Source organism: Paenibacillus faecis (assembly GCF_008084145.1).
GTDB lineage: Bacteria > Bacillota > Bacilli > Paenibacillales > Paenibacillaceae > Fontibacillus > Fontibacillus faecis.
In genome coordinates, this window is the sequence record NZ_VSDO01000001.1 from 341,364 (window position 1) to 363,825 (window position 22,462).

Consider the following 22,462-nt stretch of genomic DNA (forward strand, 5'->3'; position numbering starts at 1 on the left):
ATGCCGATTCCCCACGGGACCGGTTTACTTGATTCTTTTTAATTCTGCTTCCTGCTGGATCGAACGAGCAGAGAGAAGCTCGATGATTCTATGCTGATTCTCCAAAATGGTTTCCACGTTCTTCAGGCGATCATTGGTTTCCAGTACCACACGCTTGATCAAAACCTGATCCTGCTTCATCTCCAGCAGATCCTGTTTCATTCCCAGCTGTTCTTCCTTTACCTCCTGAAGTTCTTGCTTTATCTCATGGAGTTCTTGTTTCATCCCCTGCTGCTCTTGCTTTATCCCCTGGAGTTCTTGCTTCATTTCCTGCTGTTCTGTTTCGATACGTTCCAAGCGCTCATTCACGGGTACCAATTCCGCTCGAATTACCGATTGCAGCAACTCTTTAAGATCATTGTCCATGGGACTCCGCTCCTTAAAACTTGATGATGGTATTGTACCAGAACTGCCAGAGCAGTGCTATCGGTTAAGCTTAGCATTTAAGTTTATAATATGGCAGTTTTACGGCCGTTTTAAATATCTGATCCTCATTTCGCTTTTTATGCCGGGTATATCAGATTTCATAGCCGATATTCCAGATTCTGTTGTATGCTGTATTAAGAAAACAGTTCAAATCTGGGGAGGTTCCTTTTATGAGTCCGTTGTGGCGCAGCGTTTTTTCGTTTAAAGGATTTTTGGCCATGGTGATGGCGGCACTTCTTCTCACAAGCTGTGAGTCCACGAAAATGGCCGTAGAGACCAACACCCCAACCTCGATGAGCATGAAATACGCCAAGTTTACGGGGCAAAAAGAAAAGGACATTCAGGTGGAAAAAGGTCAGCCGTTGGAGGTCGGGTTTGAAGTAACCACCGATTCCGGGCAGTTGGATATTTCCTTGACGGATAGTCAGGGCAACCCCTCCTATCAAGGAAAACAAATCCAAACTTCCTCCTTTGTCGTCCAGCTCGATCAACCCGGAAACTACCGTCTTGAGGTGAAGGGGAAACAGCATAAGGGAAGTTTCGCCATTTCCTGGGGGAGTTTGAAACGGTAAAAAGGCGTCACAGATATACTCTGCGACGCCTTCGCGCTGTTTCGCTTTTTCAGATCAAAATCGGCTGGGCAATCAGACCTCGTTGCAGGTCAAGTTCTTTTTTAACACCGATGAAAACATCTTGAAGGGACGAGCCCCAAAGAAGATTTTCCTGCAAAATATAAGCTTTGACCTCGGCGCAGCTCTTATCAAATGTTTCAAGATAGGAGCTCCCGGCCAATTCCAAGTGCTTTCTCGCTCGCTTGATCAAGGACATATATTCATGGTACAGTTCGGATTGTATGAGTTGGGAATCCGGAGAGAGGGTTGCCCAAGTAAATGCCCCGCCTTCCACACATTCGGAAGATCCTTGAACGTATTCTATGTCGGAGTGCACCATGATAAACAACCGGACCCGATTTTCCAGAGACTTGTAATGCTCCTTTATTTGTTCCAGCGAATCCATCCAACACACTCCTTTCTATTGGTATGACTATGCAGAAAGAGGGTGTCTTCTTTGTGTTTTTCGTTCCCCATACCATGAGTATAAGCCTTTTCCCAATCCTTGTATATATAGAAATTTACAAATCCGTAACTTTTGGATTAAAAAACCGTCATTTCATTTCCTGAATTTGTTGGATTTCATTCTTTCTTGTCAAACAGTCCGCGGCGATGCAAAATGGTGATGACCCGGTAGAAATCGAGGCTTCCGCCCTCCGGGGTATCGATCAGCGGCCGGGCCAGGTCATAGCTGACGGCGGCCTGAACCGCTGCTTTGGCCCAATCCGGTACGGGCATGCTCGCCTTTCTTTCCAGTTCGGCAATCCGCTCCGCCTGCATGTTCACCGTATCCAACAGGGCGTCAAACCGCTTCTTTTCCTCGGCCGTCATCGGCTCATCCCCTTTCCGAGTATCATATTGATATAGATTATACTTATCCATCAAACCGATTAATTTGGAAGCGTATGACGGATCGGTCGCATAACCTGCCGCCGCGACCGCCTTAGCCGCCTCCTGCCCGGAACGCCGCAGCACCCCGGCGTATCGTTTATTCTGCAACAGCCGGGTATGATCCGCTATCGATTCTGCCCACGAGCGGTATTTCCGGAACGGGGCATGGATTCGTATCGGTGATCCGTTCCGGTATTCCGTCGTCGGCATCATTACGCTGCCTGCAGGCCCGTTACCTTTAATTCCGAATAAATTGTTGGCTTGTCTCGCCAGACCGCTGGATCCCCAATTCGATTCCAATGCGGCTTGAGCGATCGTGAGGGAAGCGGGAACTCCGCTTTGATGCCAGTCTTTCACCGCGTCCGGAGCAATTGCAGCGATGAATTCCGCTCTGTCCATCTCATCACCTCCAAAATCAGCATATGCAGAGGTTTCTCCGGACGCTTGGACAGAATAGGACAAAACAGGCTTATTCCAGGATCTTGTCGGGATCCGCCGCTTTTCTGATTTTGTGCTCCACCTTCTGGTCGCTTCCCAGATAGTACTTTTCCACAGGTTTTAAATTTTCGTCCAACGTGTAAACCAACGGAGTTCCCGTGGGGATGTTGACATCCACGATCTCCTCATTGCTTAAATTCTCCAGATATTTCACCAGGGCTCTGAGGCTGTTGCCATGGGCTGCGATGACCACGTTTTTCCCCGCAAGGATCTGTGGCTTGATTTCTCTGTCCCAATAATCCTGCACTCGCACGATCGTCTCTTTCAGGCTCTCCGTCAGGGGGATTTGCGAATCCGGAACATCGCGATATTTCGGATCGTTTCGCGGATAACGCTCATCCTCCTGATTAAGGGAAGGAGGAAGCACATCAAAGCTTCGGCGCCATAACATAACCTGATCCTCTCCATACTGCTGGGCTGTCGTCAATTTACTCAACCCTTGCAGAGCCCCGTAGTGCCGTTCATTCAGCTGCCAAGTCTTATGCACCGGGATCCAGAGCAAATTCATCGCATCCAGGATATAGTACAGTGTTTTAATCGCCCTCTTAAGGTAGGAAGTGTAGGCCACATCGAAAACGAATTTCCCCTCTTTCAGCAAAATTCCAGCGTCCTTCGCTTCCTTGGCTCCTTTCGCAGATAAGTCGACATCCGTCCATCCCGTAAACAAATTGGATTTGTTCCATTCGCTTTCTCCATGTCTGACCAGCACCAACCGGTACATTCATCCATCACCTTTCTTATTTCGTAGTAAGATATTTTCTCCACATAAACGGAAATTCGGCCGTACATTCTAACATGCATATCGAGGTACATGGTGGGCAAGCTAACCATGATTCCCAATATCTAAACATTTAGGAGGACAAACTACATGTACAATAATGTCTCTCAGCAAGTTCGCGAGATCGAACAGATTGTAAGACAATTGGAACAGCAAACCCGCCAATCTACCGCCATGTATCAGCAAATGCTGGAACAGGAACAACAAAACGCGATTCAACTGGAGCAGTTGGCTCAACGCGAACGCAAGGCGGTTCAAACGATTCAGACAGCGATTCAAGGTCATCAGCAAGCGATGCAGCAGTTCCAGCAGCTGTCGCAGCTGACGAGCCAAATTGAAAGAACCTCTTTCTCTGGAACCAGCCAATTCGGAAGCCAGGAATACAGACCGTCCAGCTCATTTGGGGGGGGATTTAGCCAAACGGGATTTAGCCAAACGGGATTTAACCAAGGAAACATCGGCTCTTCCTCGATTGGATCTTCTTCGATTGGATCTTCTTCCATTGGCGCTTCTTCCATTGGCGCTTCTTCCATTGGCGCTTCTTCCATTGGCGCTTCTTCCGGCGGAACTTCCTTCGGCTCGGGTTCGTCCTTTGGCATGGGCTCTTCCATCGGATCCGACTCCTCTTCAGGCACAAGCTCTTCCATCGGGGCCGGCTCCTCCTTTGGCGCAGGCTCTTCCATCGGGTCTGGATCCTCCTCTGGCGCAAGCTCTTCCATCGGGGCCGGTTCATCCTTTGGCGCAGGCTCTTCCATCGGGTCTGGATCCTCCTTTGGCGCAGGCTCTTCCATCGGGGCCGGTTCATCCTTTGGCGCAAGCTCTTCCATCGGATCCGGTGCATCCTTTGGCGCAGGCTCTTCCATCGGAGCTTCGCCTGTAAATTCGTCGTTCGGAGCCTCCGGTTCGTCGGCAGGATCCTTTGGAACTTCTTCGCTCAGATCGTCGGCCGGATCATCCTTCGGTCCGCAAAGCGGTTCCTCTTTCGGATCTTCCGCAGGGTCCGTCGGATCTATCGGCTCCGCCGGTTCCCTCGGCTCAGTTGGATCTGCCGGTTCCACCGGTTCTATGGGGTCTGTCGGTTCCGTCGGATCCATGGGATCCGGCGGGTCGTCCTTCGGATCTTCCATCGGCCAAACGTCCGGGTCACAATTGAGCCCATCGAGCTCCAGCTCGGTTATGCGCGGTATGCAATAACCTCCGTCAAACCGTTCAACTTCAGAAGCCGCCAGCTTTTGGCGGCTTCTTTCTTTTTTTACTCCTATTCATTAATACCCAAACCATCGTATAACTATAATCCTCCATCGCCCACACTATGCTATAATTGGTAAATACAATGATGGGTGGAGGAACTTATGAGCAAGCTCATGCTTTTTATTTTGTTGACCTGGTTGATAGGGAATCCCTGGATTGCCGTTATAATTTTGCTCGCAGTCCTTTATTTTATCGATCGGCGTTTTATCGGCGTATTTCCGAGCATCTCCAGACCTTTTAAAAGATATCGAAATATAAGCAAGCTACGTCAGCAGCTTTCCCTGAGTCCGTTTGATGTTTCCGCGAAACGCGAACTGGCCGGCCTGTTACTGGAACGCAAAAAGTACAAAGAAGCGCTGGCTCTTCTTGAAGAAGTGCGAGACTACTCCGAGAGCTCGGCGGAATATTGGGACGACTTGGGGACGGCGACCATCGGGCTGGGGCGCTTGGACGAAGGCGAAGCCATGAAACTTCAAGCGATCCGACTCAACGAACGCGTAAGATACGGCCAACCTTATTTAACGCTGGCGCTGGCCTTTAAGGAAACTAATCCCGAGAAGGCGCTGGTCTACGTCGGTAAATACGGTGAAATCCAATCCTCCTCCAGCGAAGCCTGCTACCTTCTCGGCAGTCTCTACCGCTCGCTGGGGCGCAAGGAAGAGGCAAACCAAGCCTTTCAGGAATCCATAGCCGTCTACAGAAGCCTGCCTAAATTCAAAAAACGCCATGAACGAAAATGGGCGGTGCGCAGCTACTTTTCTTCCCTGTTTGTTTAGCCGAAAAAATAAAAGAACCGCATCCCCGTTCACACGGAGGATGCGGCTTTCATTTTTTCTATTCGTCCGATTCTTCTTCCTCTGTCCGATAAACGCACCGAAACTCCTCGTACCCGCCTTGCGAGATAAAGCCTTGGACCGAAAATCCGATATTGCGGAAAAAATCGGCTCCCTCTTCATCGGTTATGGCCGTAATGACCCGGGGTTGTTTGAGAAGCAAGGTCTCCAGCAGCATTCCGCGTCCGTAACCTTTCAAGCGGTCTTCCGGATGTACCGCAAGATGGTGAATGTCCATCTGGCCGCCTTCCCGGAGGGCAAAGCCGATTAACCCGATCCATTCCCCTTCCTCTTGATAACCGTATAACTCGGCTTGTCCACCGGACGCATAAAGTTCCCAGGCCTCTTTTTCCCGTTCGGGGTCAAAACCTGCCGCATATTCCATCAGCTCCCGCAGAGCCTCTTCGGCGGGGAACGAGGTCACTTGAACGAGCACGCTCGGTTCCTCCCTTATTCCTTTTTACCGATCACTTCGGTTCTTCCATCGTCATAGCCTACGATAACCGTATCGGCGATATCTACGAACAATCCGTGATCCACGACGCCGGTCGTCATTTTCAATTCATGGCTTAACTCGCCCGGCGATACAATCTTGCCAAAAGACGCATCCGCGATATAGTTCCCGTTGTCCGTGACGTAAAGTTGTCCGTCCCGCTGGCGCATTTCGATTTCAACTTTATAGCGTTCTTGCAGCCGGCCCAGCGTCCATTCATAGCAAAAAGGCACGATCTCGATCGGAAGCTTGAATCCTCCCAGTTGGGACACCATTTTACCGCTGTCCGCAATGACGATGAACCGGTCGCTGTTGATCGCCACCAGCTTCTCGCGCAGCAGAGCGCCGCCCCCTCCTTTGATCAGCGCCATCTGCGGATCCACTTCGTCCGCTCCGTCGATCGCGATATCCAGCCGGGTCACTTCGGATGACGCCACTAGCGGAATCCCGTATTTCACCGCAAGCTCCTCGGAAGCATTCGAGGTCGCAATCGCCCGGATCTTCAAGCCCTTGCCCACCATCTCTCCGATTTTCTCGATAGCATAATAGGCTGTGGACCCGGTTCCCAAACCGACGGTCATCCCGTCCCGAACCCATTCGGCCGCCTTATATCCAGCCGCCTGTTTCGCATTCATAGTTCCGCCTCCTTATTTTGTGGCATCCTATATGTAACGGATTTTGTTTTTTATCGAACCAGCTAATATCATACCAAAAACAGGCGCAAAAAAGAACAGCGTACCCCGAGATCCCCCTTTCGGCAAATCCCGGATTCGCTGTTCATCATTAGGTATATTCAACTATGACAACCGTTGCGTCAAGCCTGATGGATCGGTTTAGGCGCTTTTCGTCTGCCCTCTTCGCCCTTGTCGGATTCGGGCTTAACCATCAGTAGAAGCAGTACAACCGCGATTAGAGCCACGGCTCCGATCACGATGAACATCATCGTGTGGCCGGCCCCCACCAGCAAAGAAATGACTGGTGGTCCCAACGAAACCCCGATAAAGCGCATACTGCTGTAAACGGAGGTGATCGTTCCCCTTAATTCCTTATCGATTCCTTCGGTAATTAAAGCGTCCGAACTCGGCAGAACGATTCCGATGCCGACCCCGCATACGATCAAACAAGCGATCACGAAATAAATATTGTTCAAAAAGCTGATCCCGAATAATGCTCCCGTTGCCATAATCAGCCCGACAACACCACACCATTTCATCAGCTTTTTGTTCTTTCCGATTTTTTTCCCCGTAATATAGGAAGCCAGGCACAAGGCTGCTAAAGGAATGGCCAAAACCAGCCCTTTTATTACCCCGTCCAGTCCATGCCGTTTCTCCAATTGATCGGATAAATAAAACAGCACGCCGAAGAGCAAAAACATGCAGATGCAGCCGATCGCGAAAATAGCATAGAGCCAGCGCCCTTTCTCGACAAACACGTTTTTCAGTGAAGTTAAAAACTCCCTTAAAGGCTTGGCTTCATGACGGCGTTCCGGCTCTTTAACCAAGAAAAGGACCAGAAGAAGAGACACCAGGCACATAACAGGAATCGCCAGAAACGGCACATACCAGATCCACGCGCCCAAGAGCGCCCCTAGGATCGGGCTGAGCACCTTACCGAACGTATTCGAGGTTTCGATAATCCCCAGACTGTGGCTTACTTCATCCTCTTCGTCGAACAGATCCCCCACCAGGGGCAGGACGATCGGGAAGGCGCCGGCTGCGCCAATTCCTTGTAAAAAGCGCCCGGCCAGAATGATCCAATAAACCGCCAAGCCTTCCGAAAACCAGGGGGCAACCCCGGAAACCGCTCCCCCGATCCCGGCGATAACCAAGCTGGGAAGAATGATTTTTTTCCGCCCCCATTTGTCCGAAAGATATCCGGCCACAGGAATGAGCAGAATGGCTACGACCGCGTACACCGTGATCAGCAAACTGACCTGAAACGAGGAAACGCGGAGCTCGCGGGCAATTTGCGGAAGTATCGGGATCAGCATGGAATTGCCCAAGGTCATGATGAGCGGGATGGAAGCGAGCGCAGCCAAATCGCCTTTTTTGTTATCCATTATGATGGCCACCCTTCACAGTCGATAAATCATTCCATAAAGGGTAGTTTGGTTGTATTTCACGAAAATATACTCCGGGCCTTTATTCACACCTATACAAGAATATACGTATCCTCCCGGCTTTCGCGGACAAAACGGCTGGGCGTCCCCACGGAATACACATGCAGCAGATGCATAGCCCGCGTACACGCCGTGTAAAATAGTTTCCGCTCCGCTTCGCGGGTATATTTCTCGTCCGAACCGTCGTAGATCAGAACGGCATCGAATTCCACGCCCTTCGCCAAATAAGCCGGTATGATATGAATTCCTTTCTCAAAAGAGAGCGTCGTCTTCTTGATCAACTTCACCGGCAAATCTTTCGACAGCGCCTCATAGGCTTGCTGGCTTTCGGCCGCCGTTTTGCAGATGACCGCGATCATGTCATACCCCTCGGCGCGAAGCCCTTCGATATCTTGCCGGATTCGTCCGTTCAGTTCGGCGACATCGTCAAGAACGCGCACCTCAGGCTTTTCGCCTTCCCGATTAAACGGCACAATCGCCTCACCGCCGGGAATCATCCCTCGGGTAAATTCGACGATTTCCCGCGTGGAACGATAGCTTTGCACCAAAGTGATCAGCTCGCTCTGCTCCTCCCCGTACAATTCCGTCAGCGACGTGGACTGCTGCAATACCGAGGCATGAGCGTAAATCGCCTGATTCAAATCGCCGAGCGCCGTCATGCGGGCACGCGGAAAGAGCCGCTTGAGAAAGTACAGCTGAAAAGGCGAGTAATCCTGCGCTTCATCGATAATGACATGCCGGATCGAGGTATTGGAACGGAAGCCCAGAATAAGTTCCTTCAAATACAGAAAAGGTGTGGCGTCCTCGTAAAACAGCTCCCCCTCCCGGATCTTCTCCAGAGTCTGCACGCAGATGGCGTCCCAGTCCGCCGGAAGCTCGCCGCCGTGGATTTCCCGGAACAGGTCGCGATTTTGAAACAACTGGCTGTAGAGCGCCGTAACATCGACGAACCGCAGCGATTTTACCCATCTGCGCAGCGGTTTCAGCCGGTCGCTGACCACCATTTTGGATAGAATGACCTTTTCTTCGTCGTAATCGCTGAAATTGTCGGCCCGCCCTTTTTGATTGCGGCGCATCCGTTGAAACGCCCGCTGATAATCCTCGATGTCCAGGATTTGAATCTGCTCCTCGACCCAAGGTTCGTTCAGCTCGCCCTTTCCGAAGGCAGCCAGCTCCTTGAGCAGCCAATCCTTCAAAAGCTCACACCGGTTGGCCAGCCGAATCGCCGGATCAAAGGCATAGAATTTCTCCGCGATCGTGTCCGCGTCCACCACCACCTTGCCCATAAACCTCAAAGGCTTGAACCGCATCTCCTTCCGTTCCAGCAGTTGCTTATACCGATTGATCGCATCAAGGAACGAAGCCGAGGATTTATAGCGGATCCCGTTAATGCGGGCGGCATAGTCCGCGTCTTCCCGGCCCGAAAGCACGTATTCGATCTGGATGAAGGGGTCCTCCAGCTGAAATTCGCGGCCGAGCCGATGTTCCAGATACTCCTGAAACGTCGTCTGCAGCATATTCTCTTCTCCGAGCTCCGGCAGTACGGTAGACACATAGCTGTTAAACATCGGATTCGGCGAAAAAAGAATCATCTGGTCCGCCTGCAGCGTATCCCGATGCTTATAAAGCAAATAAGCGACGCGCTGCAAGGCGGCGGAGGTCTTTCCGCTGCCTGCGGCCCCCTGGACGATCAGCATGCGGCTTCTGTCATTGCGGATGATCCGGTTCTGCTCCCGCTGAATCGTAGCCACGATGCTCTTCATCTGGGCATCCGAACTGCGGCTGAGAACTTGCTGGAGCAGCTCGTCGCCGATCGTTACGCCGGTATCGAACATCACTTTAATTTCGCGGCCCCGGATCACGAACTGGCGTTTCAGGGTCATCGTGCCTTCAATCGTCCCGGAAGGGGTCTCGTAGGACGCCGGCCCGGGAACACTGTCGTAGTAAAGATTCGAAATCGGCGCGCGCCAGTCGTAGACGAGAAACGTCTCATCCCCCTCCTCCAGCAGCGAAGCGATCCCCAAATAAATCGAATCGGTCCCGTAACCCTCTTCTTCAAAATCGATACGTCCGAAATAAGGCGACTGTTTGAGCCGCTTCATTTTTCCGAGTGCGGCGGAGGCGTGCTGATGGCTCTTCTCCCGCTCGGACAACACCTGCGATTGCTGGCGCAAGCTGGTGGAGGTTTCTCCGACATCGTCGGCTTCCGAGAAGTTGACGGTTACCTCATCCCAAAATTCCTTTCGCATGGTCACGACATCCCCGCGTACGCTGCCCACTTCACTCTCTAACTGCGCAATCTGTTCGTCAATCCGGTCGGAGACATATTCGACGCGCTGCTGCTCTTCTTTCCATGTTTGGTCCGTTCCGTTCACCATGATCGCTCCCCTTGTAAGCTTCTATATAACGACTTTACCAACAAGGCAAACAGCCTATTGACATTGGAATACAATTATGATATAATCTTTTTAGGATATGTTTACTTTGTTAATTCTGTTTATATCGGCTTTTATTGTAACCATTTTATGCGCCTTTTTCAACTTGATATTATCGTTAATGGATCAAAGTCCTGCCGAACGGCAGGACTTTTTTGTTATTTATGAATCACCGGCGGTGTGACGGTGATCCGCCAACCGGTTTAGCCTCTCCAGTTGATGCCCGTATTCATACATCTCAGCCGAGACGATCGACAGGCGCAAAACGCCAACCCGTTCGGAAGCGTACCGGTCCAGCATGCGCCGCAGAAACTCGTCGTTCTCCCGCTCGAATTCCTCGGCCTCCCGATTGTTCGGTTTCAGCTTGTCGTCAAACTTGAGCATAATGTGCTCGTGAAATTTGATCAGCTTCTCCAACTGCTGGTCGAATTCGCGGTTCATTTCCGGCGTGCGGACGACCGCCTGGAAATAGTGCTGCTCCACCGCGTCCAAAACCCCGTATCCTTTTCGGAGAGCCTTCAACATTTGTTTGTATACGACCAATTGACGGCTATCGCTGAATTTGGGCGTTTTCAACTTCTTTTGATCTTCTTCCATCAACTTAAATTTGTCGTTTAGTGAATTGATTTTGTCTTCCAGCTTCCGCTTCTCGCTCCGGAACACCGTTTCCTTCATTTCATCGGAGACCGCCGTACGCAGCAGCAAAGAAAGCTGATGGAAGGTTTCCTGGATCTGATTCAGGTACTGCACCTTTGGCTTGGGCGGCATGACCAGAACATTGATGACGAACGCCGAAACGATGCCGATCAAACTCAAGGCAAACCGGTTCAGAGCAAACTCCCATTGCCCCGAGGCTTCCATAACCGATACGACGGTAACCAGCGTGATTCCGATCGTCTCGCCCATGTTCAGCTTCAAACAGATCATAATGACCAGAATGCAGACCAACCCTACCGCAATCGGTTCGTTGGAGAACAGCATACCGCCAAGCATAGCGAGAACGGCCCCAAGCGTATTGGTCTGAAGCTGGTCAAGCAAATATCTCCAGGACCGGTAAATCGTCGGCTGCATCGCAAAAATAGAAGCAACCGCAGCGATGACCGGCGACGATAAATTGAGCCAGCTCACCACATATAAAGCTAAGGTCACCGCAAGACCGGTTTTTAGCATTCTTGCGCCAAACGTCACATCGATTCCTCCTGTTGCTTCTCTCTTTCTCATTTTTACCCGAATTGATATGAATCCGTTCATTTTGTCTAAACTAAGAAGGCAAGGCCCAAATTATTCTAAACGATGAGGTGAAAAAAGTCTATGCACCAGCTGAAACGTCTGGCAGCCGCCACGCTCCTTGCCGCGGTCGCAGGGTGGGGTGTCTTTACCGCCTCTCCCGCATTCGCCCTTACGTCGCCGGCAGAGAGCGCTCCTCCCCAAACGGAGAACGGTGAACGACAGAACAAGCCGCATCGCCCGCACTTCCGCGGCGGGCACCTTGTTAAAGATACGGCGTCCATGCTCGGGATGGAACCGAAAGAGCTCGTCGATCGGCTGCGGAAAGGCCAGTCGCTGATGCAGGTCGTAAAGGCCGAGAAGGGCTGGAGTGAAGCCGAGTATATCAAAAAACTGACGGAAACGGCGTCCCGTCATATGGACGAAGCCGTCGCCGAAGGAAAGCTGAAGCCGGAGCAGGCCGCCAAAATCAAGCAGGGTTTGCCCGAGAGGTTAAAGAAAGCGATTCATCGGACTTGGAAGCACGGCAGCCCCGGCCATCCGGCGATGGACATGCAGCATAATCATATTGTATGGCCCGCTCCGAATTCAAAGCCAGAGACCGCGCAAAATTAGTAAAAAAAGGACGGGGCCGCCGCCAGGACTGGCGACGGCTCCGTCCTTTCTGTCTTGTTGGTTTATTTTCCAGTTGGAGACAGCTTCTCCTTCTTCGCCGTACCGATCGGCACTTCCAGGATATCCAGCAAAAACATGAAGATCGGGATCCCGATGATTAACCCCCAAACTCCGAGGAAATGCTCCGAAACGAGCAGGATCATGAAGGTGTAGAAGATCGGGAGATGCGTTTTATTGGAGTAAAACTTCGGATTCAGGAAATAGGTTTCCAAGGCATGCACCAGGGCAACCATCACCAGGACATAAACGATCTTGACCAGGCCGCCGATCTTAAAGGCGATCGCGCACAACGGAATCAGCGAGATAATCACGCCCATGACCGGAATGAGACCCAGCAAAAAGATCATGATAAACAAAGCCACCAAATTCGGGAACCCGAAAATCCACAGAAAGATCGTGGAGAGCACCGCATTCACGAGCGCGATCATAAACTGGACTTCAATTACTTTCCCGAAGGAGGAGACGAATTTCTTGCCGAAATACTCCAGTTCGACGAACAGTGCCGAAAACTTGCTCGCTTTAAACTTCGCGGTGAAATGGGTTACCTTCTCCTTCTCCAACAGGAAGAACAAGCTAAGGATAATGGCGACGAACAGATTTAAGCTCCATTTTCCGATATCCGACAGGGCGTTGACCGCAAAACTAAATCCATCTTTGATATAGGCTGAAAGATCGATGTCCTTAAGCGTATCCACCAAAAAATTCAAAATGATATTGTCCGGCAAATCTGTGGGAGGATTGTCGTAGAAGGAGATGACTTGGTTCACCAAATCCGTCAGTTCCGTGAGAAACACGGGAAAATAGTTGACGAGGGCCAACACAAGCAGGGAAATCATCACGATATAAATCAACAGGATCGTGATACTTCGATGAATACGGATAACTTTGTCCACGTTCCGGGCAATGAAATTATGTATCCGGTTGATTAAATACGTTAGGATAAACGTGATTAACATCATGTTGAGCATGCTGCGCGAAAAATAAAGTACCAGTATGACAAACAACAGGGCCAGCACCCTGCGAAAACCCGGCATTTGAAACAATTCCCTAAAAAACGTCATAATTTGCAACCTGCTCCCTTATGTGGTTTCAAAAAACCTATGGGTTTATCTTAAGTCAGCCCCTGCCCGAAAAGCAAGTCAGCAAACAGGACAATTTTCTCAATTTTCTGACCCATCGCCTGTCCTTTCCCTTTAAATGCTTTAACGAAACATTGCGTTGCAGTTTCCAAGCGGGATTGCGCACGCTTGCCAGCTTTTTCGGTAAAGACTATAATCTCCGGTAATTACGTAATTATCCTTTGTATTCATCTGCAAGATCGACGTTGACGGAGAAAAGTAAGTGAATGCGTCCACACAGGGACGGCGGTGCCGGAGATTGAGAGCACCCCGATGGAGCCGCATCGCTGAAGTTCGCTCCCGAGTCGATTTCCCGAACCCGCCCGGCACTCTCGAGCGATATTAAGGAAATCCGGCCGCACACCGTTATCCGTGTCCAAGCTGAGAAACCGGAAGGTTGTCTAATGAGGGTGGTACCGCGGAATAATCCGTCCCTCACAAGGCAGCCTTTTTTTGTTTTTCTGCTCCCATAAAAAATTTATTCAGAGGAGTGTGTAAACATGAGCCAAACCTTGGAGGATTTGCGCGCCCAGCTAAGCCGCATAAACCACGAGATCCTTCGCCTGTTGAACGAGCGCGCGGAAGTTTCATGCGCCATCGGGGAGATCAAAGAGAAACAGGGGGTTCCGAAGTTTGACCCGGTGCGGGAAAAAGACATGCTCGATGAACTGACGCGGCTGAATCCCGGTCCGTTCCGCGATGCCGAGATCAAGCATATCTTCAAGGAGATTTTTAAGGCTTCGCTTCACTTGCAGGAAGAAGAGCATCAACGGCAATTGCTGGTCAGCCGTAAGAAACAGCCGGAAAATACGGTGATCGCCGTAAACGGCACACGCATCGGCGGCGAAACTCAGGTCATGATCGCGGGTCCATGCTCCGTAGAGTCCTATGAGCAGTTGCAAACGGTGGCCTCCGCCCTTCGGAAGGCCGGGATCAAGGTAATGCGGGGCGGCGCCTTTAAACCCCGTACCTCTCCGTATGATTTCCAGGGTCTGGGGATCGAGGGGTTAAAAATGCTTAAAGAGGTGGCCGATGAATTCGGATTGTCGACCATCAGCGAAATCGTTCATCCGGCTCACATCGAACTGGCGGAGCAGTATATCGATATCATCCAAATCGGAGCCAGAAATATGCAGAATTTTGAGCTCCTTAAAGAGGCGGGCAAAGCCCGCATTCCCGTATTGCTGAAACGGGGGCTCGCCGCCACGTTGGAGGAGTTCGTACATGCCGCGGAATACATCGCGGTTAGCGGGAACAGCCGGGTCATGCTCATTGAGCGCGGCATTCGCACTTACGAGAAATGGACGCGCAACACGCTGGACATTTCCGCCGTACCGCTGCTGAAGCAGGAAACCCACCTTCCCGTGCTGGTCGATGTGACGCACTCCACGGGAAGAAAGGACATCCTGCTGCCCTGCGCCAAAGCCGCCCTAGCAGCCGGCGCCGACGGGATTATGGTGGAGGTTCATCCGGATCCGCAAACCGCTTTGTCCGACGCCGCCCAGCAGCTCGATATTCCGCAATTCGCCGAGCTGTGGGAAGGCATTACGTCGTCCGGTCTTTTCAAGGAACAAGCTTCCGCTGAAGCTTAACCAAACAGGACGGGACGCACGCACACCGGCTTCGACACGGTTACGGTCTTCCCGGTAAATTGCAGCCGTCCGGTTTCCCGATCAACGCGGAACAAGACCAGATTGTTCGCATCCCGGTTGGCCGCGATCAGATGGCCGCCGTCCGGCGTCAAGGCGAAGTGACGGGGATGTCCGCCTTCGGTGGATACATACTCCACAAGGGAAAGCTTGCCGCTGTTCTCATCAATGCTGTACTGCACGATGCTGTCATGACCGCGGTTGGAACCGTATAGAAAACGGCCGTCCTTCGACACCGCCACTTCCGCGGTCGTATTTTCCCCTTGAAAATGGTCGGGCAGCGTGGAGATCGTGTCGACCGGCGTCAAACGTCCGGAATCGGCGTCATACCGATAGGTCGTCATGGAATTCCCGACTTCATTAATGGAGAAAACCCACTTCCCGTTCGGATGGAAGGCCAAATGCCGGGGGCCGGAACCCGGCGGCGTGATCGCATCGGAGACCGGTTTGAGCGTACCTGACTCGGCTTCAAAAGCGTAAGTCCGCACCAAATCCAGGCCCAGATCGGCTACAAGCATGTAACGGTTATCCGGGCTGAACAGCGAGGAGTGCGGGTGCGGCCGATCCTGTCTCTCGGGGTCGGCCCCCTTTCCCGCATGCTGCTGTTCGTCGACCAGGGGGCCCACCAACCCGTCTTCTTCAAGCTTGGCCACCCCTACGTTCCCGCCATGATAGCCTGACAACGCGATGTATCGGTTCTCCCTGTCGAGAGCGATATGCGAAGATGAGGGCTGAATCGTATGACTCCGGTTCAGTTCACGGAGCCGACCGGTTTCCGGATCGACCGCGAACGCAACGGCTTCCCCGATTCGTTCCCCCGCCTTATTTTGGGTTTCGGCAATGCTATACACTTTGCGATGGTCGGCATCCACGCTCAAGAAGGTCGGGTTTTTGAAGCCGGATACGGCGTCAAGACGCTCGAAGTCCTCTTGGACAGGGTCAAATGCATAGACGTAAACCCCGGTATTGTCCGGTTCGGCATAAGATCCCACGAATATAAGCAGACGTTGCGATAAGTTTGACAAGAAATTCGGCCTCCTTTTTATATGTTCTTTCTAAACTATTCTTCCGTAAAAGAACGAAAAAGTCCAGCCGTTCGCTTCGGAAGCTTTTAAATTTTAAGCATATCCCCTACACAAACGCGTAAAAATATGGTATACTGCAAGCGCTTCCACAACATCTTCTAAAGGGGGATTTGGAATGATGAATGTCGGATTGGAGAAGAAAGACGTTTACGAGGATTTCGACCCGCATGACACGTATTTCTTCAAAATTGGGGCTCACGGACTCGTTTGTTTCCATGGCAGAAATTATAGTATAAAACAGAGACTTTCCGCCGAACAAACCTCCAAGCTCGTAACGGACCCTTCCTTCTACCGCATCAGTACCAACTGTTACGTCAATTTGCCGAAAATCGCGGAGATTCGGGACAACGTCGTATTGTTCCGGGATGAAGTCCACGGAATCAAGACGATTCAGGTTCCCCGGCGGAACCTGGAGCAGATCAAGCGTCTGCTCCCTGTGTCCGGACACCGCAGAACGGCCGGTATGGATCAGGTAGGCTAAGCGAATCAACGCAAGAAGTGCGGGTTGCGAAGGGAGCTGTTCCCTCCGCAAACCCGCACTTTTTGGTTTCCTGTATGCCGTACTTCGGAAATTCCCCCGACCCTTACTTCACATATAAGCGGGCGGTCTCTTCCCAGATTTCCCCCGGCGCCAGGCTGAACAGGCCGATTTCCTCCGCAGGCAGATCCACGTTCGGCGCGTTGACCAGGTTGATCTGAGGTTCGGGACAGAAGAATCCCTCGGTCGCCCCGTTGTTCCAAATCATCCACTGCTTGTACGAGGCCCCGACATCATAAACCAGCGTCTTTCCGATCTTCGTGTCGGTCAGCTCCATCCGATTTCGGCCGTTTTGCGGAACCGCCGTGTAGTGGTTATCCATGGAAGCGTAAAAAGGATAAATGCCCTCGCTTTGCAACTGCTTCTCCTCTTCGGTCAGCGCCTGATGGTTCCCCGTCGGGAGCATCCGGTTATCAAGCTCCCACCGCTTGCCGATCGTCAATTTGACGCGATAATCCTTCGCTTCGCTGTCGGGAGCAAACGGTGCGTTTACCGCCGTATGGAAGGCCAGCAGACACGGCATTTCCTGTTCATCCAGGTTTTGCACGAATAAATGCTGGGATAGCCCGTCTTCGCTCAAACTGTATTTTAATCTCACCGTAAAGCGGAACGGGAGGTAACGGTAGGCGTCGTGCCCTTCATCGACCGCGGCTTTGACGGTAACGAAACTTTCCAGTTTGGTATGTCCGTAATCCTCCACTTCCCAAGCGGCCGTGTGCAAAAAGCCGTGCAGGTGGTTTCCGGTCGCTTCCTCGTTCACCGGGAACCGGTACTCCTTCCCTTTCCAGGGAAATACGCCGTCCTGATAACGGTTTGGCGGGAATAATACCGGGATCCCGTAGACGCCCGGATTGCTTTTGAAGTCGTCCATTTCATGCTCCGCCGGTTCACGCAAAAAACGGTAACCGCTTTCGGTATCGCGAAAAGCTAATAAGTTCCCTCCCACACCGGGTACCATGGCGGCTTCATATTTTCCGGCCTGCAGCCAAACCGCCGGCTCCCCGTGAAACGAACCCTCGTATGCCTTCAATTGTGCCATCTCGCTAATCTCCCCTCACACCTCTTAGTCATGATTGCTTCCTTAACCTGGTAAGGATTATACCGAATGCCGGTTCAAAAGTCATCTTTTCCGGTCACAATCGGCGAATTTTCGGACTTAACTTAACTTAACTTAACTTAACTAGGTATCCCGCAAAATCCGCCGGCCAAATGTCATCGCCAGCACAATCATCAGGATGCCGACAACCAACTGCAAACCAAAGACCTGGGTCCATTTCGGCCAATGCTCGATCCATTCATACATTTGGCCGCCGATAAGCGGACCGAAGAAGGACGCCACCCCCGTAATCGCCGAATACATCGCCATGTACATCGGTCTTTCCGCCTTTGGCGTGTCGCCGATCATAAAATTAAACGCCAGCTGGTTAAAACCGCCCACTCCGATCCCGAAGAGGATATGCGCCAGAAACAGGACCGGCAGGGCCGGGAATACCGAGATAAGCCCCCAGGTCAGAACGGCCAGCGCGATCAACGGCATGGTCCACAGCAGCAGCCTCCGATTGCTGTATCTGGCGTTCAGATTGCCCCAGACGTAAAAGCTCCCCATCATAAAGACCGTCTGCGTCACGTTCAACAAGGAGATCGTTTTATAGTTGATTTCCAGCAGCTCCAGCATGACGTAGGAATACATCGGGACGACCAGATTTTGCAAAAACAGAAAACCGGCGATAAAACCTGTCGCTTTAATAAAAGAACGGTCCTTCAGCGGCCGCTTGAGCATAGGCAGAAACCCGGTCTCCCGCGAGCGCTCGAACGGCAAATCCGGATAAAAGAAAAAGGTCGCGATATTGGCGGTAATGCAGATCCAGGCAACGATGTACAGGTACAAAAATCCCTGTCCCCCGGGGAACCGGTCAAGCAGCATACCGCCGATAAACATAAAAAGCGTGCCCAGACCGTTCAAAATCGTGTTCCGGATCCCGAAGTACCTTCCCCGCACCCTCGCCGGAACGATATCGCTGATCAGCGAATTCCAAAGCATCCCCACAAACGTGTTCAGCAGGAAAGCCGAGACGTAAAATCCGATATAGGCGGCGACCCAATATTGCTGGGGAAACAGAAACGGAGCCAGTCCCGTCGCTCCCCACAACACCCGTTGAACGGTGCCGAAGATGACAAACGCCCATTTCCGGCTGCGGATTTTCTGAATCAGATAGGCCACCAACAACTGCCCGATATTGACGAACGTCGTGATCGCCAGCACAAAGCCAAGTTCCCCGGAAGTCGCTCCGAGATAAAGTAAAAAGCCTGTTAGAAATTGACCGCCGAGCAGCGTCTGAAAAATGACGGAGGGAATTCCTTCCCATGTCGCCATCGCCAAATTTCTGCGCTGTAACGACGGTTTACGCTGGGTACTCTGTTTAAACATGATGCCGCCCCTCATATGGCACTCTCCTTGTCTTGGTGAGAAAACCTCGAACAACCGGGAATTTCCCCCAGCTTACATAAAAACAACAGACTATTACATACTTCTACATATCCGATCTTTTCCCGGAGCGGGCTGCCCCGACAACTCCGGGACTAATCCACAGAAATGGAGTGCGATACGCAAATGAGCATTGCACCGAAAAAAACTTGGGCCCTCTTGCTTCTCGGGCTTCTGCTGTTGGCCGCCACCGCCTGCGGAAATCGGCAGCCGGGTCCCACCGCCCAATCCGTCCCTACTCCGGAAAACCCTTTAATCCGTACCGGTCCTGAAGGCACCCCGGCAGACAACGAATGGATTCCCCTTACGCAGATTGCCGATTCACTGGGACTGCGGCTCCGGGAAAGCCAGAACAGTGCGCAAATGGGTTTTACCGATGTCATGTTCGAACTGACGCCGAGCCAGAAATCCGCGATCTCTTTCGGCAAACAGGTGACTTTGGCACACCCTCCGTTAAGACAAAACGGAAAAACCTACCTGACGGCCGAAGCACTGTCCGACCTGCTGCAAGGACAAGTTCGGAAGGATCCGCAGACGGGGGAAGTAGAGATTGCATCCGTCGGCGGGGGGCATGCCCCGGACATAGCCCGGCAGCCCCGTAGCCGGGGGTTTCAAGCGTTCGGCCTGACTGAAAACCGCGATGAACTCGTATCCTATGCCAAACAATTCATGGGCGTACCCTATGATTTCGGAGCCGCTCCTTACGAGCAATCCCACACCTTTGACTGCTCTTCCTTTACGCGTCATGTATTTAAACATTTCGGGGTCGACCTTCCCCGCCTCGCCAGGGATCAAGCCAAGGAAGGAAATCCCGTCGAACGATCCGAGCTGGTTGCGGGGGACCTGATCTTCTTCACGGTTCCGGGCAGGTTTGAGAGCGAAAAAGTCCCCGGCCATGTCGGGATTTATATCGGCGGGGGCAAATTCATCCATACCTGGGGAGATCCCGGCGTACAGATCAGCACGCTGGACAGCGGGTATTGGCACGACGTGATCTTGTCGATGCGCCGGGTACAGTAAATCCTAAACCCATGTTATTTTTGGCTGCCGGGAGGCCTCAGGCCCCCGGCTTTTTTGTCTTCCCCGCCCCCTTCCCCCGCTATTTCCCTTCGTTACAAATACAAAGTATAATGAATGGTAGGACCACTTTCCATATCATTTCTAGAACAATAGAGAGCAAAAAGCACTTATAATTAGAGGAGATTGGCGATGGACGAACTGAAAAAAGCTTATGAAACTTTGGGACTTCCCGAGAACGCTTCCAGAGAAGAAGTGGAGAAAGCCTTTGAGCGGGTGCTTCGTAAATCCCGTTCCAAATCGGCGGGGGCCGAATCCGGCGAAACCGAATACGAAATGAAGCTGAGGGCTTACAAAACGATCGTGGAGCATGAAGAACGCAGTAAAATCAACGAAATGAGCCGCAAACGCTACGACAAATGGGGAAAATTCGCAGGGACCGCCGAGAAGATCGATGACTTTTTCCGCTTGTACCGGACGCACGTCATCATCTCCGTCATTGCGGTCATCGTGCTGGTCGCCGGGACGGTCGCTTTCATCAACCACCGGGAGGAACAGAAACGGCTGGCCGCCCTGCCTCCCGTCGATTTGTCGATCATGTTTGTGGGCAATTATATGTCGGACCAAAATCGAGGCGGGGACGAAGGTCTGGAACAAGCAATGACCGCCCAATTTCCGGAATGGAAGCGGCTGGAAGTGCTACTCACCTATCTGCCTCCGCAGGGTCAGGGCGTGGGAACCACGGATATCGCTTATCAGCAGAAGGCCATGGCGGTCGTGGCGACGGAAACCCCGGATGTATACATTCTGGACGAGAACTCTTTTAAATGGCTGGGCGGCGGCGGCGTTCTGGAACCCCTGGACGAAGAGGCCGAAGGCGTGCTTAAGCCGCTCCTGAAAGAGGATTCGCTCGTAAAGGGACGAACGGAAGATGATACGGAAGATCATATTTACGGCATCCGGGTCTCGGACAGCGCGCTGGCCAAAGAGCTGCCGCTCGCAATGGACGACATGATCGTTACGCTCCGAATCGACAGCAAAAACAAGGACAAAGCCCTCCATTTCATCGAACGCTATCTGGAGCCGGGCGTGTCGGCTAAGTAACCTCCATCCCCTCCCGAATTCTTAGAACGGAATTCGGGAGTTTTTTGAAACGTCAAAAATAAGGAATTGATTTCAACCGGAACATCCACTAAAATAGTCTCATAAACGCGCGTTTACAAGAAAGTAGGGAACCACATGCGCAGCGAAGATATTGCCAAATTGGCGGGGGTCTCCCGAAGCACCGTGTCCCGCGTCATCAACAATTATCCCAACGTTCCGGAAGCCACCCGGGCCAAGGTACTGCGCGTGATCGAACAGTATCAATACGAGCCCAACAGCTTCGCCAGAGCGCTGGCCGGCAAACGAACCGATACGATCGGCCTGTTCGCCATCAGTATGAACGAGAAGGAAAACGCGAGCCGGATCTACCAGAACAGCTATTTCGCCCCGATCGTCGACCTTGTCGTCGATACGGCGAATGCTCGCGGGTTCTACGTGCTCATTCATACGGTCTACTCGCCCGAGGATTTCCAGAAGATCAAGCAGGCCTTTCTGCAAAAGCGGATTGACGGAGGGATCCTGGTCGGTACCCAGAAGGACATCGAACTGGTGCGGGAACTTGTCGGCCAGAACGCTCCGCTCGTGCTGATCGATTACGACATCTCCGAAATCATGGCCGAGCGGCTGAACAAGAGCCACCTCGCCGTCATCAACTCCATGGATTACGAAGGCACGGTCGAGGCGATCGAGTACTTGATCGGGTTGGGCCACCGGGAGATCGGCATCATCAAAGGCAGGATGAACACGTTCTCGGGGCGGGAACGCTATACGGCCTTCGTCAACACCCTGCGGAAGTACGGACTTCCGGTGCGGGAGGAATTTGTTCTGGAAGGCGACTTTCTGAAGGAAACCGCTTATCGGGAAGCGCAGCGACTGACTGCGGGCGGTAAGCTTCCGACAGCGTTGTTCAGCTCCAATGACGATATGGCGATCGCGGCGATGGAAGCGTTTGCTGAACACGGCATTTCGGTGCCCGAGCATCTGTCGCTTATCGGCTTCGACGATGTCCAGCTTGCCGCCGTCATTAGTCCGAAGCTGACTTCCGTCAAGCTGCCGATCGACGATATGGCCAAAGCGGCCGTCTCGAAGGTCATCGATCTATGTAGCGCGGAAGAGCCCACGTTCAGCACGGTCAGCTTTCCGACGCGGCTCGTTGTCCGGGATTCCTGCAGACCGCCGCAGGCTTGAGC

Annotated in this window: 23 protein-coding genes; 8 read left to right on the top strand and 15 right to left on the bottom strand. The window is 52.2% G+C overall.

Annotated elements, in window-relative coordinates:
* Positions 1 to 24: 24 nt before the first annotated feature.
* Complete coding sequence (locus tag FRY98_RS01560; RefSeq protein WP_148449933.1) at positions 25 to 405, bottom strand: hypothetical protein; 381 nt, start codon at positions 403 to 405, stop codon at positions 25 to 27.
* Positions 406 to 635: 230 nt separating this feature from the next.
* On the opposite strand from FRY98_RS01560, the gene FRY98_RS01565 reads away from it, so the two are divergent.
* Entirely contained in the window at positions 636 to 1,037 is a 402-nt protein-coding gene (locus FRY98_RS01565) for a hypothetical protein (protein WP_148449934.1), read from the top strand.
* Positions 1,038 to 1,086: 49 nt separating this feature from the next.
* Here the strand turns inward: FRY98_RS01565 and FRY98_RS01570 are convergent, their stop codons facing one another.
* The 5 genes from FRY98_RS01570 to FRY98_RS28345 all read right to left on the bottom strand — a co-directional run bounded on the left by FRY98_RS01570 (position 1,087) and on the right by FRY98_RS28345 (position 4,370).
* A complete protein-coding gene (locus FRY98_RS01570) occupies positions 1,087 to 1,482 on the bottom strand; it encodes a hypothetical protein (protein WP_148449936.1) in 396 nt (131 codons plus the stop codon).
* A 176-nt stretch (positions 1,483 to 1,658) separates the two neighbouring features.
* Positions 1,659 to 2,366, bottom strand: coding sequence for a glycoside hydrolase family 73 protein (locus FRY98_RS01575; RefSeq protein WP_148449938.1), 708 nt, complete (start codon positions 2,364 to 2,366; stop codon positions 1,659 to 1,661).
* 70 nt (positions 2,367 to 2,436) lie between these two features.
* Positions 2,437 to 3,186 carry a 2,3-diphosphoglycerate-dependent phosphoglycerate mutase gene (gpmA, locus tag FRY98_RS01580; RefSeq protein WP_148449940.1) on the bottom strand — a complete coding sequence of 250 codons (750 nt, stop codon included), beginning with the start codon at positions 3,184 to 3,186 and terminating at the stop codon, positions 2,437 to 2,439.
* Positions 3,187 to 3,288: 102 nt separating this feature from the next.
* Positions 3,289 to 3,576: a hypothetical protein gene (locus FRY98_RS28340; RefSeq protein ID WP_170286995.1), complete on the bottom strand. Its 288-nt coding sequence runs from the start codon at positions 3,574 to 3,576 to the stop codon at positions 3,289 to 3,291.
* Positions 3,528 to 4,370, bottom strand: coding sequence for a hypothetical protein (locus tag FRY98_RS28345; protein ID WP_170286996.1), 843 nt, complete (start codon positions 4,368 to 4,370; stop codon positions 3,528 to 3,530). Before FRY98_RS28345 ends, FRY98_RS28340 begins: the two co-directional genes overlap by 49 nt.
* Before the next feature lie 225 nt (positions 4,371 to 4,595).
* Between FRY98_RS28345 and FRY98_RS01590 the strand changes: the two genes are divergently transcribed.
* Positions 4,596 to 5,270 carry a tetratricopeptide repeat protein gene (locus FRY98_RS01590; protein WP_148449942.1) on the top strand — a complete coding sequence of 225 codons (675 nt, stop codon included), beginning with the start codon at positions 4,596 to 4,598 and terminating at the stop codon, positions 5,268 to 5,270.
* 58 nt (positions 5,271 to 5,328) lie between these two features.
* Here FRY98_RS01590 and FRY98_RS01595 read toward each other — a convergent pair whose 3' ends face one another.
* The 5 genes from FRY98_RS01595 to FRY98_RS01615 all read right to left on the bottom strand — a co-directional run bounded on the left by FRY98_RS01595 (position 5,329) and on the right by FRY98_RS01615 (position 11,562).
* Complete coding sequence (locus FRY98_RS01595; RefSeq protein ID WP_225039428.1) at positions 5,329 to 5,763, bottom strand: GNAT family N-acetyltransferase; 435 nt, start codon at positions 5,761 to 5,763, stop codon at positions 5,329 to 5,331.
* A 14-nt stretch (positions 5,764 to 5,777) separates the two neighbouring features.
* Complete coding sequence (gene rpiA, locus FRY98_RS01600; RefSeq protein ID WP_148449944.1) at positions 5,778 to 6,455, bottom strand: ribose 5-phosphate isomerase A; 678 nt, start codon at positions 6,453 to 6,455, stop codon at positions 5,778 to 5,780.
* Positions 6,456 to 6,634: 179 nt separating this feature from the next.
* Entirely contained in the window at positions 6,635 to 7,879 is a 1,245-nt protein-coding gene (locus FRY98_RS01605; protein WP_148449946.1) for a bacillibactin exporter BcbE, read from the bottom strand.
* A 92-nt stretch (positions 7,880 to 7,971) separates the two neighbouring features.
* Positions 7,972 to 10,317 (bottom strand): RNA polymerase recycling motor HelD, encoded by a 2,346-nt coding sequence (helD, locus tag FRY98_RS01610; protein ID WP_148449948.1) that lies wholly within the window; start codon positions 10,315 to 10,317, stop codon positions 7,972 to 7,974.
* 219 nt (positions 10,318 to 10,536) lie between these two features.
* A complete protein-coding gene (locus FRY98_RS01615; protein ID WP_148449950.1) occupies positions 10,537 to 11,562 on the bottom strand; it encodes an FUSC family protein in 1,026 nt (341 codons plus the stop codon).
* 123 nt (positions 11,563 to 11,685) lie between these two features.
* Between FRY98_RS01615 and FRY98_RS01620 the strand changes: the two genes are divergently transcribed.
* Positions 11,686 to 12,216, top strand: coding sequence for a hypothetical protein (locus FRY98_RS01620; protein WP_148449952.1), 531 nt, complete (start codon positions 11,686 to 11,688; stop codon positions 12,214 to 12,216).
* A 62-nt stretch (positions 12,217 to 12,278) separates the two neighbouring features.
* Here FRY98_RS01620 and FRY98_RS01625 read toward each other — a convergent pair whose 3' ends face one another.
* The gene (locus tag FRY98_RS01625; RefSeq protein WP_148449954.1) at positions 12,279 to 13,337 is read right to left on the bottom strand and encodes an AI-2E family transporter; all 1,059 of its coding nucleotides are present in this window, start codon (positions 13,335 to 13,337) and stop codon (positions 12,279 to 12,281) included.
* 557 nt (positions 13,338 to 13,894) lie between these two features.
* On the opposite strand from FRY98_RS01625, the gene FRY98_RS01630 reads away from it, so the two are divergent.
* Positions 13,895 to 14,986 carry a bifunctional 3-deoxy-7-phosphoheptulonate synthase/chorismate mutase gene (locus FRY98_RS01630; RefSeq protein ID WP_148449956.1) on the top strand — a complete coding sequence of 364 codons (1,092 nt, stop codon included), beginning with the start codon at positions 13,895 to 13,897 and terminating at the stop codon, positions 14,984 to 14,986.
* On the opposite strand, the gene FRY98_RS01635 is transcribed toward FRY98_RS01630, so the two are convergent.
* Positions 14,983 to 16,068, bottom strand: a complete 1,086-nt coding sequence (locus FRY98_RS01635) for a lactonase family protein (RefSeq protein WP_148449958.1) — start codon at positions 16,066 to 16,068, stop codon at positions 14,983 to 14,985. The two genes, FRY98_RS01630 and FRY98_RS01635, sit on opposite strands and share 4 nt — an antisense overlap.
* 175 nt (positions 16,069 to 16,243) lie before the next feature.
* Here FRY98_RS01635 and FRY98_RS01640 point away from each other — a divergent pair, with 175 nt between their 5' ends.
* On the top strand, positions 16,244 to 16,609 hold the full coding sequence (locus FRY98_RS01640; RefSeq protein ID WP_148449960.1) for a LytTR family transcriptional regulator DNA-binding domain-containing protein: 366 nt from the start codon (positions 16,244 to 16,246) through the stop codon (positions 16,607 to 16,609).
* Between the two features lie 103 nt (positions 16,610 to 16,712).
* On the opposite strand, the gene FRY98_RS01645 is transcribed toward FRY98_RS01640, so the two are convergent.
* Complete coding sequence (locus FRY98_RS01645; protein WP_148449961.1) at positions 16,713 to 17,705, bottom strand: aldose 1-epimerase; 993 nt, start codon at positions 17,703 to 17,705, stop codon at positions 16,713 to 16,715.
* Positions 17,706 to 17,846: 141 nt separating this feature from the next.
* The gene (locus FRY98_RS01650; RefSeq protein ID WP_225039436.1) at positions 17,847 to 19,094 is read right to left on the bottom strand and encodes an MFS transporter; all 1,248 of its coding nucleotides are present in this window, start codon (positions 19,092 to 19,094) and stop codon (positions 17,847 to 17,849) included.
* Positions 19,095 to 19,277: 183 nt separating this feature from the next.
* Here FRY98_RS01650 and FRY98_RS01655 point away from each other — a divergent pair, with 183 nt between their 5' ends.
* From FRY98_RS01655 to FRY98_RS01665, 3 genes are all read left to right on the top strand, one after another.
* Positions 19,278 to 20,171 (top strand): C40 family peptidase, encoded by an 894-nt coding sequence (locus FRY98_RS01655; RefSeq protein WP_148449964.1) that lies wholly within the window; start codon positions 19,278 to 19,280, stop codon positions 20,169 to 20,171.
* Between the two features lie 189 nt (positions 20,172 to 20,360).
* Positions 20,361 to 21,272 carry a molecular chaperone DnaJ gene (locus FRY98_RS01660; RefSeq protein WP_225039438.1) on the top strand — a complete coding sequence of 304 codons (912 nt, stop codon included), beginning with the start codon at positions 20,361 to 20,363 and terminating at the stop codon, positions 21,270 to 21,272.
* A 135-nt stretch (positions 21,273 to 21,407) separates the two neighbouring features.
* Positions 21,408 to 22,460, top strand: coding sequence for a LacI family DNA-binding transcriptional regulator (locus FRY98_RS01665; protein ID WP_148449967.1), 1,053 nt, complete (start codon positions 21,408 to 21,410; stop codon positions 22,458 to 22,460).
* Positions 22,461 to 22,462: the final 2 nt, after the last annotated feature.

What these genes read in the sequence shown, in the direction of transcription:
- FRY98_RS01560 (WP_148449933.1), bottom strand. Translation starts at nt 405, where the DNA reads ATGGACAATGATCTTAAAGAGTTGCTGCAATCGGTAATTCGAGCGGAA.
- FRY98_RS01565 (WP_148449934.1), top strand. Translation starts at nt 636, where the DNA reads ATGAGTCCGTTGTGGCGCAGCGTTTTTTCGTTTAAAGGATTTTTGGCC.
- FRY98_RS01570 (WP_148449936.1), bottom strand. Translation starts at nt 1,482, where the DNA reads ATGGATTCGCTGGAACAAATAAAGGAGCATTACAAGTCTCTGGAAAAT.
- FRY98_RS01575 (WP_148449938.1), bottom strand. Translation starts at nt 2,366, where the DNA reads ATGGACAGAGCGGAATTCATCGCTGCAATTGCTCCGGACGCGGTGAAA.
- gpmA (WP_148449940.1), bottom strand. Translation starts at nt 3,186, where the DNA reads ATGTACCGGTTGGTGCTGGTCAGACATGGAGAAAGCGAATGGAACAAA.
- FRY98_RS28345 (WP_170286996.1), bottom strand. Translation starts at nt 4,370, where the DNA reads ATGGAAGATCCGAAGGACGACCCGCCGGATCCCATGGATCCGACGGAA.
- FRY98_RS01590 (WP_148449942.1), top strand. Translation starts at nt 4,596, where the DNA reads ATGAGCAAGCTCATGCTTTTTATTTTGTTGACCTGGTTGATAGGGAAT.
- rpiA (WP_148449944.1), bottom strand. Translation starts at nt 6,455, where the DNA reads ATGAATGCGAAACAGGCGGCTGGATATAAGGCGGCCGAATGGGTTCGG.
- FRY98_RS01605 (WP_148449946.1), bottom strand. Translation starts at nt 7,879, where the DNA reads ATGGATAACAAAAAAGGCGATTTGGCTGCGCTCGCTTCCATCCCGCTC.
- helD (WP_148449948.1), bottom strand. Translation starts at nt 10,317, where the DNA reads ATGGTGAACGGAACGGACCAAACATGGAAAGAAGAGCAGCAGCGCGTC.
- FRY98_RS01620 (WP_148449952.1), top strand. Translation starts at nt 11,686, where the DNA reads ATGCACCAGCTGAAACGTCTGGCAGCCGCCACGCTCCTTGCCGCGGTC.
- FRY98_RS01625 (WP_148449954.1), bottom strand. Translation starts at nt 13,337, where the DNA reads ATGACGTTTTTTAGGGAATTGTTTCAAATGCCGGGTTTTCGCAGGGTG.
- FRY98_RS01630 (WP_148449956.1), top strand. Translation starts at nt 13,895, where the DNA reads ATGAGCCAAACCTTGGAGGATTTGCGCGCCCAGCTAAGCCGCATAAAC.
- FRY98_RS01640 (WP_148449960.1), top strand. Translation starts at nt 16,244, where the DNA reads ATGATGAATGTCGGATTGGAGAAGAAAGACGTTTACGAGGATTTCGAC.
- FRY98_RS01645 (WP_148449961.1), bottom strand. Translation starts at nt 17,705, where the DNA reads ATGGCACAATTGAAGGCATACGAGGGTTCGTTTCACGGGGAGCCGGCG.
- FRY98_RS01650 (WP_225039436.1), bottom strand. Translation starts at nt 19,094, where the DNA reads ATGTTTAAACAGAGTACCCAGCGTAAACCGTCGTTACAGCGCAGAAAT.
- FRY98_RS01655 (WP_148449964.1), top strand. Translation starts at nt 19,278, where the DNA reads ATGAGCATTGCACCGAAAAAAACTTGGGCCCTCTTGCTTCTCGGGCTT.
- FRY98_RS01660 (WP_225039438.1), top strand. Translation starts at nt 20,361, where the DNA reads ATGGACGAACTGAAAAAAGCTTATGAAACTTTGGGACTTCCCGAGAAC.
- FRY98_RS01665 (WP_148449967.1), top strand. Translation starts at nt 21,408, where the DNA reads ATGCGCAGCGAAGATATTGCCAAATTGGCGGGGGTCTCCCGAAGCACC.